Below are 15703 nucleotides of genomic sequence, written 5' to 3'. Positions count from 1 at the left end.
GCGACGGGGGGATCAGCCGCCGAACTCGTGCAGCCCCTTCAGGGCCTGCTCCAGGAGCGCCTGACGGCCCTCCAGCTCACGCTGGAGCTTGTCGGCCCGGGCGTTGTTGCCCTGGGCGCGCGCCTGCTCGATCTGCGCGACCAGCTTGTCCACGGCCGCCTGGAGCTGGCCGGTCAGCCCCTCGGCACGCGCGCGCGCCTCCGGGTTGGTCCGGCGCCACTCGGCCTCCTCGGCCTCCTGGATCGCCCGCTCGACGGCGTGCATCCGGCCCTCGACCTTGGGACGGGCGTCCCGCGGGACGTGGCCGATGGCCTCCCAACGCTCGTTGATCGAGCGGAACGCGGCCCGGGTCGCCTTCAGGTCCTTGACCGGCAGGAGCTTCTCGGCCTCCTCGGCCAGCTCCTCCTTCAGCTTCAGGTTCTCCGACTGCTCGGCGTCCCGCTCGGCGAAGACCGAGCTGCGGGCGGCGAAGAAGACGTCCTGGGCGCCGCGGAAGCGGTTCCACAGGTCGTCCTCGTGCTCGCGCTGGGCGCGGCCCGCCGCCTTCCACTCCGCCATCAGCTCGCGGTAACGGGCCGCCGTCGGACCCCAGTCCGCCGAACCCGACAGCGCCTCCGCCTCGGCGACCAGCCGCTCCTTGACCCGGCGGGCCTCCTCGCGCTGCGCGTCCAGCTGCGCGAAGTGCGCCTTGCGGCGCTTGGAGAACGCCGACCGGGCGTGCGAGAAGCGGTGCCACAGCTCGTCGTCGGACTTGCGGTCCAGGCGCGGCAGGCCCTTCCAGGTGTCCACCAGCGCCCGCAGCCGCTCCCCGGCGGCCCGCCACTGGTCGGAGCGCGCCAGCTCCTCCGCCTCGGTGACCAGCGCCTCCTTGGCGTGGCGGGCCTCGTCGGACTGCTTGGCGCGCTGCGCCTTGCGCTCCTCACGGCGCGCCTCGACGGTCTCCACCAGCTTGTCCAGCCGCGTGCGCAGGGCGTCCAGGTCGCCGACCGCGTGGTGCGCGTCCACCTGCTCGCGCAGGTGGCCGATGGCGGTCTGGGCGTCCTTCGCCGACAGGTCGGTGGTCCGCACCCGCTTCTCGAGGAGGCCGATCTCGACCACCAGGCCCTCGTACTTGCGCTCGAAGTAGGCAAGCGCCTCCTCGGGGGAGCCGGCCGCCCAGGAGCCGACGACCTGCTCGCCGTCGGCCGTACGCACGTACACGGTCCCCGTCTCGTCGACGCGTCCCCACGGGTCGCTGCTCACAGCGCCTCCTCCACATGATGCCTGCGGGGGGCCTCAGCACCCCCGGGCATCGTCCACAGTTTCGTCACGGCCAACATAGGCGACCGGCGGGCGGCCTGTCCGCATCCAGCGCGACCGAAATCGCGCAGCCCGCCGCCGCGCGCGGCGCCGGCCGTCAGGACTTCGCCACCGTCGCCCTGTCGATCACCACGGTGGCGTTCGGGGCGGTGTTCTGGGTGCTCGGGTCGGCCGGCTGGGCGCCCGCCGCGGCGATCTTGTGCAGCACCTTCATGCCCGACGCGGTGATCGTGCCGAACGGCGTGTAGCTGGGCGGCAGGGGGCTGTCCTTGTAGACGAGGAAGAACTGGCTGCCGCCGGTGTGCGGCTTCCCGGTGTTGGCCATGGCCACCGTGCCCGCCGGGTAGGTGTTGCCCTTGAGGACCTTGTCCTTCAGGTTCTCGTCCGGGACGGTGTAGCCCGGCCCGCCCATGCCCGTGCCCTGCGGGTCGCCGCACTGGAGGACGTAGATCTGGTTGGCGGTGAGCCGGTGGCACCTGGTGTGGTCGAAGTAGCCCTTGCCGGCCAGGAAGGCGAACGAGTTCACCGTGTGCGGGGCCGCCGCCGTCTTCAGCGCGATGTCGATGTCCCCGCACGTCGTGGCGAGCTTCATCGAGTACTTCGCCGACGTGTCGATCGTCATCGCCGGCTCCTTCTTCCAGCTGAGCTTCTTCACCGAGCCGGCCGCCGGCTTCGCGCACGGGTCGGGCGCCTTGCTGGTGGGCGGCGCGCTCGGCGTGGTGGCCGCGCTCGCGTTCGTCTTCTTGCCGTCGTCCTTCAGGACCCCGGTCGTGTACAGCGCGACACTGCCGATCACGACCACGCCCAGGACCGACGCGATCACGGAGTTGCGCAGCCGGGCCTTGCGCCGCGCCTGGGTGCGCCGCTGCTGCTGCCGCAAGAACTTCTCCCGGGCGAGCTGACGCCGCCGCTGCTCCTGGCTGACCACCGGGTTATCTCCTCATGCGTGTCGTGGCGGGCGGTACGCGTGCGTCCTCGTGAGCCGACCGCGGTGTGTAGCCCCGTACCGTATATGGGTTCGCTGAGGAAACGGCAGCGCCGGTAGGCTTCCGACCGCAGCTGAAGCAGTCCGTGACCGACACAACGAAGGACGACCGTGCTCATTGCCGGGTTCCCCGCCGGGGCCTGGGGGACGAACTGTTATCTCGTCGCCCCCGCCGCCGGTGCGGAGTGCGTGATCATCGACCCCGGCCACCAGGCCGCCGACGGCGTGGCCCAGACGCTGCGCAAGCATCGGCTCAAGCCCGTCGCCGTCGTCCTCACCCACGGCCACATCGACCACGTGGCCTCGGTGGTCCCCGTCTGCGGGGCGCACGACGTACCGGCCTGGATCCACCCCGAGGACCGCTACATGCTGAGCGACCCCGAGAAGGCGCTCGGCCGCTCCATCGGCATGCCGCTGATGGGCGAGCTGACCGTGGGGGAGCCGGACGACCTCAAGGAGCTGACCGACGGCGCCACCCTCGAACTGGCGGGCCTGGAGTTCTCCGTCGCGCACGCCCCCGGCCATACCAGGGGGTCGGTGACCTTCCGGATGCCCGAGAGCGCCGATGTCCCGTCGGTCTTCTTCTCCGGGGATCTGCTGTTCGCCGGCTCCGTCGGACGCACCGACCTGCCGGGCGGATCCATGACGGACATGCTCGAGTCGCTGGCCCGCGTGTGCCTGCCGCTCGACGACTCCACCGTGGTGCTGTCCGGACACGGCCCCCAGACGACCATCGGCCAGGAGCGCGCCACCAACCCCCACCTGCGGCAGGTGGCGGCCGGCCAGGGAGCCTCCCCGGCTCCCCGACGAGGAATGTGACGAGAGACCTTCAGTGAGCACCTTCAAGGCCCCCAGGGGCACCTATGACCTGATCCCGCCGGACTCGGCCCGGTACCTGGCGGTCCGTGAGGCGATCGCCGCCCCGCTGCGCACCGCCGGTTACGGCTACATCGAGACGCCCGGCTTCGAGAACGTCGAACTGTTCGCCCGCGGCGTCGGCGAGTCCACGGACATCGTGACCAAGGAGATGTACGCCTTCGAGACCAAGGGCGGCGACCGGCTCGCGCTGCGCCCCGAGGGCACCGCCTCGGTGCTGCGCGCGGCCCTGGAGGCCGGGCTGCACAAGGCGGGCAACCTCCCGGTCAAGCTCTGGTACTCCGGTTCGTACTACCGCTACGAGCGCCCCCAGAAGGGCCGCTACCGGCACTTCTCCCAGGTCGGCGCGGAGGCGCTCGGAGCGGAGGACCCGGCCGTCGACGCCGAGCTGATCATCCTCGCGGACCAGGCGTACCGCTCGCTGGGCCTGCGCGACTTCCGGATCCTGCTGAACAGCCTGGGCGACAAGGAGTGCCGGCCGGTCTACCGGGCCGCGCTCCAGGAGTTCCTGTACGGCCTCGACCTGGACGAGGAGACGCGCCGCCGCGTCGAGATCAACCCCCTGCGGGTCCTCGACGACAAGCGCGAGTCGGTGCAGAAGCAGCTGACGGGCGCCCCCCTGCTGCGCGACTTCCTGTGCGACGCGTGCAAGGCGTACCACGAGGAGGTCCGCGAGCTGATCACCGCTGCGGGCGTCTCCTTCGAGGACGACCCGCGGCTGGTGCGCGGCCTGGACTACTACACGCGCACCACCTTCGAGTTCGTGCACGACGGGCTCGGCTCGCAGTCCGCGGTCGGCGGCGGCGGCCGGTACGACGGCCTCTCGGAGATGATCGGCGGCCCCGCGCTGCCGTCCGTCGGCTGGGCCCTGGGCGTCGACCGCACGGTCCTCGCGCTGGAGGCCGAGGGAGTGCGGCTGGACCTGCCGCCCTCGACGAGCGTCTTCGCCGTCCCCCTCGGCGAGGAGGCCCGCCGGATGCTGTTCGCGAAGGTCACCGAGTTGCGCAAGGTCGGCATCGCGGCGGACTTCGCGTACGGCGGCAAGGGCCTGAAGGGCGCCATGAAGAACGCCAACCGCTCCGGCGCCCGCTACACGATCGTCGCCGGTGAGCGCGACCTCGCCGAGGGCGTCGTCCAGCTCAAGGACATGGAGTCCGGTGAGCAGACGGCGATCGGCGTGAACGAGATCGTGGCCGAGCTGGAGTCCCGGCTCGGCTAGCCGCACCCGCGCGCGCACGGGCGCCGGACGCTCCCGGGAGGAGCGTCCGGCGCCTTTGTCGTACCAACATCCTTATCCGGAGCGAACGGTGCGCACCCTGCGCGTGCGGCACAATGGCCCTGCCCGAAGCAGGTCCCGACTCTCAAGTGACGGAATCGGCGTGATGAGCAAGACGACAGTCCACGACGTCTCCACGGCTCCCGGCCCCGAGCACGCCGCCGACGCCCCCCGCGGCGCGGGTGCCGGCCGCGCCCTCGCCCTGCTGCTGGTGATCACCGGCGCGGCCGGACTGCTGGCCGCCTGGGTCATCACGATCGACAAGTTCAAGCTCCTGGAGGCCAAGGTCGCCGGGAAGACCTTCACTCCCGGGTGCAGTCTGAACCCGGTCGTCTCCTGCGGCAGCGTGATGGAGAGCAAGCAGGCCGCCGTGTTCGGCTTCCCCAACCCGATGCTCGGCCTGGTCTGCTACGGCATCGTCGTCTGCGTCGGCGTGAGCCTGCTGGCCCGCGCCCGCTTCCCGCGCTGGTACTGGCTGACCTTCAACGCCGGCACCCTCTTCGGCGTCGCCTTCTGCACCTGGCTCCAGTTCCAGTCGCTGTACCGGATCAACGCCCTGTGCCTGTGGTGCTCGCTGGCCTGGGTCGCCACGATCGTCATGTTCTGGTATGTGACCTCCTTCAACGTCCGCAACGGCTTCCTGCCGGCCCCGCGCCCGCTGAGGTCCTTCTTCGGCGAGTTCACCTGGGTGCTGCCGGTCCTGCACGTCGGCGTCATCGGCATGCTGGTGCTCACCCGCTGGTGGGACTTCTGGACCGGCTGACGGCGGTTCCCGCGTTGTCGGTGCCGTGTTCTAGGGTTTTGACGTGGAACCCGACCTATTCACCGCCGCGGCGGAAGAACGCCAGGAGAAGGACCCGGCAGGCAGCCCCCTGGCCGTGCGCATGCGCCCGCGCACGCTGGACGAGGTCGTGGGCCAGCAGCACCTGCTGAAACCCGGCTCGCCGCTGCGCCGGCTGGTCGGCGAGGGTGCCGGCGGCCCCGCCGGGCCCTCCTCGGTGGTCCTGTGGGGCCCGCCCGGCACCGGCAAGACGACCCTCGCCTACGTCGTGTCGAAGGCGACCGACAAACGGTTCGTGGAGCTGTCCGCGATCACCGCGGGCGTCAAGGAGGTCCGCGCGGTCATCGACGGCGCTCGCCGCGCCGTCGGCGGCTACGGCAAGGAGACCGTCCTCTTCCTGGACGAGATCCACCGCTTCTCCAAGGCCCAGCAGGACTCCCTGCTGCCGGCCGTGGAGAACCGCTGGGTCACCCTGATCGCGGCCACGACGGAGAACCCGTACTTCTCGGTGATCTCCCCGCTCCTGTCGCGTTCCCTGCTCCTCACCCTGGAGCCCCTCACCGACGACGACGTCCGCGGGCTGCTGCGGCGGGCCCTCGCCGACGAGCGCGGCCTGAAGGACGCCGTGGCCCTGCCCGGGGACACCGAGGAGCACCTGCTGCGCATCGCCGGTGGTGACGCCCGCCGCGCCCTGACCGCACTGGAGGCCGCCGCCGGGGCCGCCCTGGCCCAGGGCGAGAGCGAGATCACCCTGCGGACGCTGGAGCAGACCGTCGACCGCGCCGCGGTGAAGTACGACCGCGACGGCGACCAGCACTACGACGTCGCCAGCGCCCTCATCAAGTCCATCCGCGGCTCCGACGTCGACGCGGCCCTGCACTACCTCGCCCGGATGATCGAGGCCGGCGAGGACCCGAGGTTCATCGCCCGCCGGTTGATGATCTCCGCCAGCGAGGACATCGGCCTCGCCGACCCCCAGGCGCTGCCCATCGCCGTCGCCGCCGCCCAGGCCGTCGCCATGATCGGCTTCCCCGAGGCGGCGCTCACCCTCAGCCACGCCACCATCGCCCTGGCCCTCGCCCCCAAGTCCAACAGCGCGACCACCGCGATCGGCGCCGCGCGGGAGGACGTGCGCAAGGGGCTGGCCGGACCGGTCCCGCCCCACCTGCGCGACGGGCACTACAAGGGCGCCGCCGACCTCGGCCACGCGCAGGGCTACGTGTACCCGCACGACCTGCCCGAGGGCATCGCCCGGCAGCAGTACGCCCCGGACGCCCTCCGGGACCGCGCGTACTACACGCCGACCCGGCACGGCGCCGAGGCGCGGTACGCGGACGCGGTCGAGTGGACCCGCGAACACCTCGGTCGCAAGCGGACCTGACCACCCTGTAGACTGCTCCGAAGTGCTGACTCCCGTGCCGTCAGAGCGGGAGAGCCAGCCGGAGACCCGGTCCTGCGCGGACCGGCTCCAGGAGCGTCGCGCACCGTCGAACGGTGTCGCGGGCAGCCCACCACCACCCGGAGTTCCGGAAACGGTCGGTGGGCCACTCGCGTGCTGCACGTATGTGCCCAGACCAGGGAAGCGGCTGCCCGGCAGGTCCCTCGTGGACCCGGCGGGTTCTCCCGGCTGCGGATGCGACCTCCCTAAACGCTGACAAGCCGGATTTCACGAAAAGAGACACAGACAGTGGCGAACCAGTCCCGCCCCAAGGTCAAGAAGTCGCGTGCCCTCGGCATCGCGCTGACCCCGAAGGCCGTCAAGTACTTCGAGGCCCGCCCCTACCCGCCGGGTGAGCACGGCCGCGGCCGCAAGCAGAACTCGGACTACAAGGTCCGTCTGCTGGAGAAGCAGCGTCTGCGCGCGCAGTACGACGTGTCCGAGCGTCAGCTCGTCCGCGCCTACGAGCGTGCCTCCAAGGTCCAGGGCAAGACCGGTGAGGCCCTGATCATCGAGCTCGAGCGCCGTCTCGACGCGCTGGTCCTGCGTTCGGGCATCGCCCGCACGATCTACCAGGCCCGCCAGATGGTCGTCCACGGCCACATCCAGGTCAACGGCCAGAAGGTCGACAAGCCGTCCTTCCGTGTCCGTCCGGACGACGTCGTGCAGGTCCGCGACCGCTCCAAGGACAAGACGCTCTTCCAGGTCTCCCGCGAGGGTGGCTTCGCCCCCGACGGCGAGACCCCGCGCTACCTCCAGGTGAACCTCCGCGCCCTGGCCTTCCGCCTGGACCGCGAGCCGAACCGCAAGGAGATCCCGGTGATCTGCGACGAGCAGCTCGTCGTCGAGTACTACGCCCGCTGATCCCAGCCGCGGCAGCAGTCCTCAGCCCGCCGTCTCCCCGCCCTTCCGGGTGGGCGAGGCGGCGGGTTCGCGTTTCCCGGCCCTCCCGCGCCCGTCGTCCCCGCCGTCGTCCCCGGGCACCGGCCCGCGCGGCCCCGGCAGGCCGCCCGGCGGCCGTGCGCCGTGTCCCAGCGCCCGGGCGACCACCGCCTCCCGGTCCAGTCCGGCGCCCTGCCGCACGCACGCCTCGTACCGCTCGTCGCCGAGCGCCCGCCGCGCGGACGCCTCGCACCGCTCGTGCGGCGCGTTGTAGTGCGCCGAGCCGAACAGCGGCAGCCCCACCGAGGGCCACAGCCGGCCCGCCGCGCCCTGGAGCACGGCCGCCTCGGCCGCGTCGCCCTCGGTCACCGTCACGAGGGCCAGCAGCTCGATCACCAGGACGCAGGCCAGCACGTCGCGGAAGGCGTGCGCGTGGCCCAGGCTGTCCGTCAGCAGCGCCCGCGCCCCGGCGGTGTCCCCGTCCCGCCAGGCCGCGTACGCGAGCACGTACAGGGCGTACGACCGCGTCCACCGCTCCCCGTGGTCCTCGCACACCTGGCGCACGTCCTCGCACAGGCGCACCGCGTCCGGCAGGTCCCCCTGGAACGCGCGGGTCATCGCCAGCTCCACCTGGCCCATCAGCACGTTGCTGTTCAGCTCGCCGATCTCCCGGTAGCGGGCCAGCGCCGACCGCAGCAGCGTCTCCGCGCCGGCCATGTCGTCCGTGACCAGGGCCAGACAGCCGGTGCGGTGCTCGGCGTACGCCAGCGCCGTGGGATCGGCCGCCCGCTCCGCCCGGTCGCGGCAGGCTCCGAGGGCCCTGAGCGCGCCCACGGCGTCGCCCTGGAGGACCGCCACGTAGCCGAGCACCCACAGCGCCTTCAGCCGGGACCGCTCGTACCCCGACTCCAGCTCCACGCTGCGCTCCAGCCACCGCCGCCCCTCCGCGAGCCGCCCGCAGCCCACCCAGCAGAACCACAGCGAGCCCGCCAGGTACTGGCCGAGGTGCGCGTCCTCGGGATCGGTCAGCGAGACGTCCAGCGCGGCCCGCAGATTGGGCAGTTCGGCGTCGACCCGCGCGGCCACCTCCCGCTGCCGGGGCGAGAACCAGTCCAGCTCGCACATGGTGGCGAGACCGAGGTACCAGTCGCGGTGCCGCCGCCGCAGCCGCTCGGCGTCCCCGGTCGCCTCCAGCCACTCGGCGCCGTAGGCCCGGACGGTGTCCAGCATGGCGTAGCGGGGGCCCGCCGCCGACTCCTCGCGGGAGACGACCGACTGGGCCAGCAGCTCCGACAGCACGTCCAGGACGTCCTCGGCGGCCAGCCCGTCCCCGCTGCACACGTACTCGGCCGCCTCCAGGTCGAAGGTCCGGGCGAACACCGACAGCCGGGCCCACAGCAGCCGTTCGGCGGGCGTGCACAGCTCGTGGCTCCAGCCGATCGCCGTGCGCAGCGTCTGGTGCCGGGGCAGCGCGTCCCGGCCGCCGCCGGTCAGCAGCCGGAACCGGTCGTCCAGGCGCTGGAGCAGCTGGGCGGGCGACAGCGCCCGCAGCCGTCCCGCCGCCAGCTCCAGTGCCAGCGGGATGCCGTCCAGCCGGCGGCACAGCTCCCGTACCTCGGAGTCGTCGGCCACCGTGACGCCCTGCTCGCGCGCCCGGTCCGTGAACAGCTCCACCGCCTCGTCCGCGGTCAGCGGGGCCAGCGGGAACAGCCGCTCGCCCGCGAGGCCCAGCGGTCGCCGGCCCACGGCCAGCACCCCGAGCCGCGGCAGCTTCCGCAGCAGCTCCGCCACCAGCTCGGCACAGGCCGGCGCCAGGTGCTCGACCCCGTCCAGCACCAGGAGCGCCCGCCGGCCGGCCAGGTGCTCCAGCAGCGTCTCGCGGGGCGGGCGGCCGGTCCGGTCGACCGGACCGAGTGCCTCCACGACCGCGTACTCGACGAACTGCGGATCGCGGACGGCCGCCAGGTCCACCCGCCCCCAGCCCGCGCCGTCCGGGGCGGCACCGGCCGCCCAGCGCGCCGCCGCGCGCACGGCCAGCCGGGACTTGCCGACCCCGCCCGTGCCGGTCACCGTCACCAGCCGGGTCCGGCCGAGCGCCGCAGCCAGCGCGGCCAGCTCGGCCGTACGCCCGACGAAGGCGGTGAGTTCGAGGGGCGGATCGGCGTCCGCCCAGGGGCCGGTGGCCTGAGGACCTCGCATGGGACACGGAGCGTACTGAACTGTGTTCACTCCGTACAATCGCTTCCCGCGACCGAGCCGGGGACGGGTCCTGACACGGTGCGGAGCCCCGGCCCCGGCGCGATAGGCTCGGGGCACTGCTTTTTTCATGGTTCCGATGTTCAGAGCACGTATCAGGGAGCGGGTGCGCACAGTGTCCGGTGGAGAGGTGGCCGGGATCCTGGTGGCCGTCTTCTGGGCGATCCTGGTCTCCTTCCTCGCCGTGGCACTGGCGAGGCTGGCCCAGACGCTCAGGGCGACCACCAAGCTCGTCGCGGACGTGACCGACCAGGCGGTCCCGCTGCTGGCCGACGCCTCCCAGGCGGTGCGCTCCGCGCAGACGCAGATCGACCGGGTCGACGCGATCGCCTCGGACGTCCAGGAAGTCACGTCCAACGCCTCCGCGCTGTCCACCACCGTCGCCTCCACCTTCGGTGGGCCGCTGGTCAAGGTCGCGGCCTTCGGCTACGGCGTCCGCCGTGCGCTGGGCGGCCGCGGGCAGGACGCGCCCGCCGGGCCGACCCGGCGCACCGTCATCGTGGGCCGGACGGTGCCGGCCGCGCGACGGGGCAGGCGGAACCGCGGAAACACCGAAAAGTAGGAGACCGGTCGAATGTTCCGCCGTACGTTCTGGTTCACCACGGGTGCCGCCGCCGGTGTGTGGGCCACCACCAAGGTCAACCGCAAGCTCAGGCAGCTGACCCCGGACAGCCTGGCCGCCTCCGCGGCGAACAAGGCGCTGGAGACCGGTCAGCGGCTCAAGGACCGCGCGGTCGGTTTCGCGCTCGACGTCCGCGACAACATGGCGCGGCGCGAGGCCGAACTGGGGGAGGCGCTGGGCATCGACGCGCCCCCCGGCCCGGCCGCCCTCCGGCGGTACGCCGCCATCGAGAACGACCGCAGCAACCCGAAGTACATCGAGAATCCGACGTACACGCACAACCGGAATGAGGACTACTGATGGAGTCGGCCGAGATTCGCCGCCGCTGGCTGAGCTTCTTCGAGGAGCGCGGGCACACCGTCGTCCCTTCGGCGTCGCTCATCGCGGACGACCCGACTCTGCTCCTGGTCCCCGCCGGCATGGTGCCCTTCAAGCCCTACTTCCTGGGTGAGGTCAAGCCCCCCTTCAGCCGCGCCACCAGCGTGCAGAAGTGCGTGCGCACGCCGGACATCGAAGAGGTCGGCAAGACCACGCGTCACGGCACGTTCTTCCAGATGTGCGGCAACTTCTCCTTCGGCGACTACTTCAAGGAAGGCGCCGTCAAGTTCGCCTGGGAGCTGCTCACCAGCTCCCAGGACCAGGGCGGTTACGGCCTCGACCCCGAGCGCCTGTGGATCACGGTCTACCAGGAGGACGACGAGGCCGAGCGCATCTGGCACGAGGTCGTCGGCGTGCCCAAGGAGCGCATCCAGCGCCTGGGCATGAAGGACAACTACTGGTCCATGGGCGTCCCCGGCCCCTGCGGCCCCTGCTCCGAGATCAACTACGACCGCGGCCCCGAGTTCGGCGCCGAGGGCGGCCCCGCCGTCAACGACGAGCGGTACGTGGAGATCTGGAACCTCGTCTTCATGCAGTACGAGCGGGGCGAGGGCATCGGCAAGGACAACTTCGAGATCCTCGGGGACCTGCCGAGCAAGAACATCGACACGGGCCTCGGCCTGGAGCGGCTCGCCATGATCCTCCAGGGCGTGCGCAACATGTACGAGATCGACACGTCGATGGCCGTCATCGAGAAGGCCACCGAGCTGACCGGGGTCCGCTACGGCGAGGCCCAGGCCTCGGACGTCTCCCTGCGCGTCGTCACCGACCACATGCGCACCGCCACCATGCTCATCGGCGACGGCGTCACGCCGGGCAACGAGGGCCGCGGCTACGTGCTGCGCCGCATCATGCGCCGCGCCATCCGCAACATGCGCCTGCTCGGCGCCACCGGCCCGGTCGTCCACGACCTGATCGACGTCGTGATCGGCATGATGGGCCAGCAGTACCCCGAGCTGGTCACCGACCGCGAGCGCATCGAGAAGGTCGCCGTCGCCGAGGAGAACGCCTTCCTCAAGACGCTGAAGGCCGGCACCAACATCCTCGACACCGCCGTCACCGAGACCCGGCGGTCCGGTGGCACGGTCCTCTCCGGCGACAAGGCGTTCCTGCTCCACGACACCTGGGGCTTCCCCATCGACCTCACCCTGGAGATGGCCGCCGAACAGGGCCTCTCCGTGGACGAGGACGGCTTCCGCCGCCTGATGAAGGAGCAGCGGGAGCGCGCCAAGGCCGACGCCCAGGCCAAGAAGACCGGCCACGCCGACCTGGGCGCCTACCGGGAGATCGCCGACGCCGCCGGCGCCACCGACTTCACCGGCTACACCGACACCGAGAGCGAGACCACGATCGTGGGCCTCCTCGTCGACGGCGTCTCCTCGCCGGCCGCCACCGAGGGCGACGAGGTCGAGGTCGTCCTGGACCGCACCCCGTTCTACGCCGAGGGCGGCGGCCAGATCGGTGACACCGGCCGCATCCGGGTCGACTCCGGTGCCGTGATCGAGGTCCGCGACTGCCAGAAGCCGGTCCCGGGCGTCTACGTCCACAAGGGCGTCGTCCAGGTCGGTGAGGTCACCGTCGGCGCCCGGGCCCACGCCTCGATCGACTCGCGCCGCCGCAAGGCCATCGCCCGCGCCCACTCGGCGACCCACCTGACCCACCAGGCGCTGCGCGACGCCCTCGGCCCGACGGCCGCCCAGGCCGGTTCCGAGAACCAGCCCGGCCGCTTCCGCTTCGACTTCGGCTCCCCGTCCGCCGTCCCGACGGCCGTCATGACCGACGTCGAGCAGAAGATCAACGAGGTCCTCGCCCGCGACCTCGACGTGCACGCCGAGGTCATGGGCATCGACGAGGCCAAGAAGCAGGGCGCCATCGCCGAGTTCGGCGAGAAGTACGGCGAGCGGGTCCGCGTGGTGACCATCGGCGACTTCTCCAAGGAGCTGTGCGGCGGCACCCACGTGCACAACACCGCCCAGCTCGGCCTGGTGAAGCTGCTCGGCGAGTCCTCCATCGGTTCCGGGGTCCGCCGCATCGAGGCCCTCGTCGGTGTGGACGCCTACCACTTCCTCGCCCGTGAGCACACGGTCGTCGCCCAGCTCCAGGAGCTGGTCAAGGGCCGCCCGGAGGAGCTGCCGGAGAAGGTCTCCGCCATGCTCGGCAAGTTGAAGGACGCCGAGAAGGAGATCGAGCGGTTCCGCGCCGAGAAGGTGCTCCAGGCCGCCGCCGGACTCGCCGAGTCCGCCACGGACGTGCGCGGTGTCGCCGTCGTCACGGGACAGGTCCCCGACGGCACCACCCCGGACGACCTGCGCAGGCTGGTCCTGGACGTGCGCGGCCGGATCCAGGGCGGCCGGGCCGCCGTCGTCGCCCTGTTCGCGGTCAACAACGGCAAGCCGCTGACCGTGATCGCCACCAACGAGGCCGCGCGCGAGCGTGGCCTGAAGGCCGGCGACCTGGTCCGGACCGCCGCCAAGACCCTCGGTGGCGGCGGTGGCGGCAAGCCGGACGTCGCCCAGGGCGGCGGCCAGAACCCGGCCGCCGTCGGCGAGGCCGTCGAGGCCGTCGAGCGGCTCGTCGCCGAGACCGCCAAGTAGGGGACGGCCATCACCATGCGCAGAGGACGCCGGCTCGCGATCGACGTCGGGGACGCCCGGATCGGGGTCGCCTCGTGCGACCCCGACGGGATCCTCGCCACCCCGGTGGAGACCGTCCCCGGCCGGGACGTCCCCGCCGCCCACCGCCGGTTGCGTCAACTGGTGGAGGAGTACGAACCGATCGAGGTCGTCGTCGGTCTCCCTCGCTCCCTCAAGGGGGGCGAGGGCCCGGCCGCGGTCAAGGTGCGCGCCTTCGCCCAGGAGCTGGCCGGCGGCATCAGGCCGGTGCCGGTGCGCCTGATGGACGAGCGGATGACGACCGTGACGGCCAGTCAGGGGCTGCGTGCCTCGGGCGTGAAGTCGAAGAAGGGCCGCGCGGTCATCGACCAGGCGGCCGCGGTCATCATTTTGCAGCAGGCCCTGGAATCCGAACGGGTGTCAGGCAGTGCACCCGGCGAAGGCGTCGAAGTGGTCATCTGATCGCGATACGGTAACGTTCCGCGCGATGCGCCGGTGTTCGAACAGCCTGCGCACAGCAAGAGGCGGAGCGGAAACCGGCCCACCGGCCGCGTGACCGCCGGCCTCGCGGCTCTAGGGGATCGATGACTGAGTATGGCCGGGGCCCCGGCTCCGAACCGTGGCATCCGCAGGACCCGTTGTACGGGGACGGCGGATGGGAGGGACAGCACGCCCAGCAGGGTCAGCGGTCCCCCTACGGCGGCCTGCCCCAGCACCATCCGCAGGAGCCGCAGTACGGCGACTGGAACGGGCAGCACCAGCCCGGTCACGACGCGCAGCACCACCCGTACGACCAGGAACCCGGCGCTCCCCGCTACGACGAGGAGTACGCCGGGCACGCCCCCCAGCAGTTCCCGCAGGGCGGATGGGACGCCACCGGCACCCACGGCCAGGTGCCGTACGCCGCCGACCCGGGTGACCCGTACGGCCAGCGGCCCGTGGCCTACGGCGGGGAGCAGCCCGACCTGTACGGCACGGAGGAGGCCTATCCGCCGCCCGTGCCGCCCGGCCGCAGACGGCCCGGCCCCGGCCCGGAGGCCGCGGAACCGGCCGAGGAGGAGCCCGACGTCCTCGGGGGCGACGGCGTCGACACGGACGACGCCGAGGAAGCCGAGCCGCCGACCCGGCGCGAGCGGCGCGGCAAGAAACCCGTCAAGAGCAAGAAGGGGCGCACCGGCTGCGCCTGCATGGTGGTCGTCCTGGTCTTCGGCGGCGGCCTCGGCGGCCTCGGCTACTTCGGCTGGAAGTTCTACCAGAACCGTTTCGGCGCGGCCCCCGACTACGCGGGCAGCGGGAACGGCCACCAGGTCACGGTGGAGATCCCCAAGGACGCCGGCGGCTGGGAGATCGGCGGGAAGCTGAAGCAGGCGGGCGTCGTCGAGAGCTCCGCCGCGTTCGTCTCCGCGCTCCAGGCCAACCCCCGGGGCAAGTCGATCCAGGACGGCGTCTACACCCTGGAGAAACAGATGTCCGCCGCGAGCGCGGTGGAACTCATGCTCAGCCCGAAGAGCCGCAGCAACCTGATCATCGCCGAGGGGCTGCGCAACACGGCCGTCTACACCCTGGTCGACAAGCGCCTCGGGGTGCCGGCCGGCACCACGGCACGGGTCGCGCGCAAGGACTACAAGCACCTCGGGCTGCCCGCCTGGGCGCTGAACCACGCCCAGCTGAAGGACCCGCTGGAAGGCTTCCTCTACCCCTCCAGCTACGCCGTCACCAAGGGCCAGAAACCCGAGGCCGTGCTGAAGAAGATGGTGTCCCAGGCCACCGCCAAGTTCCAGGAACTGGGCGTGGAGAGCCGGGCCCGGTCGCTGGGCCTCGACAACCCGTGGCAGCTGCTCACGGTGGCGAGCCTGGCGCAGGCCGAGGGCACGAGCCACGACGACTTCCGCAAGATGGCCGAGGTCGTCTACAACCGCCTCGAGCCCGACAACCCGCAGACGTACGGGCGGCTGGAGTTCGACTCCACCTACAACTACGTGAAGAACCAGTCGAAGATCGACCTCAGCATCGCCGAGCTGCGGAAGTACGACAACCCCTACAACACGTACTTCTCCAAGGGCCTGCCGCCGGGACCCATCGACAACCCCGGCGAGGAAGCCCTCAGGGGAGCGCTCGATCCGACGCACGACGGCTGGTACTACTTCATCTCGATGGACGGCAAGACCAGCAAGTTCACCAAGACGCTCGAGGACCACGAGAAGCTCGTCAACGAGTGGAACGCGTCTCGGAAGAAGAACTGACGGCGGGACGGACACCCCGGCGCACGCGGCGACGGACGCGGCCCGGGCGCGGCGA

General features: G+C 71.8%; 13 protein-coding genes. 10 read left to right on the top strand and 3 right to left on the bottom strand.

The window, feature by feature from the left end; all coding sequences use genetic code 11:
* Positions 1-12 precede the first annotated feature (12 nt).
* Entirely contained in the window at positions 13-1242 is a 1230-nt protein-coding gene (locus ACIQVT_RS16800) for a DUF349 domain-containing protein (RefSeq protein ID WP_403753300.1), read from the bottom strand.
* A 154-nt stretch (positions 1243-1396) separates the two neighbouring features.
* Positions 1397-2227 (bottom strand): peptidylprolyl isomerase, encoded by an 831-nt coding sequence (locus ACIQVT_RS16795; RefSeq protein WP_403753297.1) that lies wholly within the window; start codon positions 2225-2227, stop codon positions 1397-1399.
* Positions 2228-2395: 168 nt separating this feature from the next.
* Here ACIQVT_RS16795 and ACIQVT_RS16790 point away from each other — a divergent pair, with 168 nt between their 5' ends.
* The 5 genes from ACIQVT_RS16790 to rpsD all read left to right on the top strand — a co-directional run bounded on the left by ACIQVT_RS16790 (position 2396) and on the right by rpsD (position 7519).
* On the top strand, positions 2396-3103 hold the full coding sequence (locus tag ACIQVT_RS16790) for an MBL fold metallo-hydrolase (protein ID WP_403753294.1): 708 nt from the start codon (positions 2396-2398) through the stop codon (positions 3101-3103).
* Positions 3104-3116: 13 nt separating this feature from the next.
* Complete coding sequence (hisS, locus tag ACIQVT_RS16785) at positions 3117-4379, top strand: histidine--tRNA ligase (RefSeq protein ID WP_403753291.1); 1263 nt, start codon at positions 3117-3119, stop codon at positions 4377-4379.
* 163 nt (positions 4380-4542) lie between these two features.
* Entirely contained in the window at positions 4543-5199 is a 657-nt protein-coding gene (locus ACIQVT_RS16780; protein WP_403753288.1) for a vitamin K epoxide reductase family protein, read from the top strand.
* Positions 5200-5242: 43 nt separating this feature from the next.
* Positions 5243-6598 (top strand): replication-associated recombination protein A, encoded by a 1356-nt coding sequence (locus ACIQVT_RS16775; protein WP_403753285.1) that lies wholly within the window; start codon positions 5243-5245, stop codon positions 6596-6598.
* A 306-nt stretch (positions 6599-6904) separates the two neighbouring features.
* The gene (gene rpsD, locus ACIQVT_RS16770) at positions 6905-7519 is read left to right on the top strand and encodes a 30S ribosomal protein S4 (RefSeq protein ID WP_362164832.1); all 615 of its coding nucleotides are present in this window, start codon (positions 6905-6907) and stop codon (positions 7517-7519) included.
* A gap of 21 nt (positions 7520-7540) precedes the next feature.
* On the opposite strand, the gene ACIQVT_RS16765 is transcribed toward rpsD, so the two are convergent.
* Positions 7541-9736, bottom strand: coding sequence for an ATP-binding protein (locus tag ACIQVT_RS16765; RefSeq protein ID WP_403753282.1), 2196 nt, complete (start codon positions 9734-9736; stop codon positions 7541-7543).
* A gap of 136 nt (positions 9737-9872) precedes the next feature.
* On the opposite strand from ACIQVT_RS16765, the gene ACIQVT_RS16760 reads away from it, so the two are divergent.
* The 5 genes from ACIQVT_RS16760 (at position 9873) to mltG (ending at position 15648) form a co-directional block, all read left to right on the top strand.
* Positions 9873-10355, top strand: a complete 483-nt coding sequence (locus ACIQVT_RS16760) for a DUF948 domain-containing protein (RefSeq protein WP_403753279.1) — start codon at positions 9873-9875, stop codon at positions 10353-10355.
* Between the two features lie 12 nt (positions 10356-10367).
* Positions 10368-10715 carry a hypothetical protein gene (locus ACIQVT_RS16755; RefSeq protein ID WP_403753277.1) on the top strand — a complete coding sequence of 116 codons (348 nt, stop codon included), beginning with the start codon at positions 10368-10370 and terminating at the stop codon, positions 10713-10715.
* Complete coding sequence (alaS, locus tag ACIQVT_RS16750; protein ID WP_403753274.1) at positions 10715-13387, top strand: alanine--tRNA ligase; 2673 nt, start codon at positions 10715-10717, stop codon at positions 13385-13387. The genes ACIQVT_RS16755 and alaS overlap by 1 nt, the downstream gene beginning before the upstream one ends.
* Positions 13388-13402: 15 nt before the next feature.
* Entirely contained in the window at positions 13403-13867 is a 465-nt protein-coding gene (ruvX, locus tag ACIQVT_RS16745; protein WP_403753271.1) for a Holliday junction resolvase RuvX, read from the top strand.
* 122 nt (positions 13868-13989) lie between these two features.
* Positions 13990-15648: an endolytic transglycosylase MltG gene (mltG, locus tag ACIQVT_RS16740; RefSeq protein WP_403753268.1), complete on the top strand. Its 1659-nt coding sequence runs from the start codon at positions 13990-13992 to the stop codon at positions 15646-15648.
* Positions 15649-15703 lie beyond the last annotated feature (55 nt).

Source organism: Streptomyces sp. NPDC100445 (assembly GCF_044759735.1).
GTDB lineage: Bacteria > Actinomycetota > Actinomycetes > Streptomycetales > Streptomycetaceae > Streptomyces.
This window is presented reverse-complemented; position numbering and strand designations above follow the sequence as displayed.

Excerpts from the sequence above, each read along its gene's own strand:
- alaS (WP_403753274.1), top strand. The coding sequence starts at position 10,715 with ATGGAGTCGGCCGAGATTCGCCGCCGCTGGCTGAGCTTCTTCGAGGAG.
- ACIQVT_RS16780 (WP_403753288.1), top strand. The coding sequence starts at position 4,543 with ATGAGCAAGACGACAGTCCACGACGTCTCCACGGCTCCCGGCCCCGAG.
- ACIQVT_RS16755 (WP_403753277.1), top strand. The coding sequence starts at position 10,368 with ATGTTCCGCCGTACGTTCTGGTTCACCACGGGTGCCGCCGCCGGTGTG.
- mltG (WP_403753268.1), top strand. The coding sequence starts at position 13,990 with ATGACTGAGTATGGCCGGGGCCCCGGCTCCGAACCGTGGCATCCGCAG.
- ACIQVT_RS16765 (WP_403753282.1), bottom strand. The coding sequence starts at position 9,736 with ATGCGAGGTCCTCAGGCCACCGGCCCCTGGGCGGACGCCGATCCGCCC.
- ACIQVT_RS16760 (WP_403753279.1), top strand. The coding sequence starts at position 9,873 with ATGTTCAGAGCACGTATCAGGGAGCGGGTGCGCACAGTGTCCGGTGGA.
- ruvX (WP_403753271.1), top strand. The coding sequence starts at position 13,403 with ATGCGCAGAGGACGCCGGCTCGCGATCGACGTCGGGGACGCCCGGATC.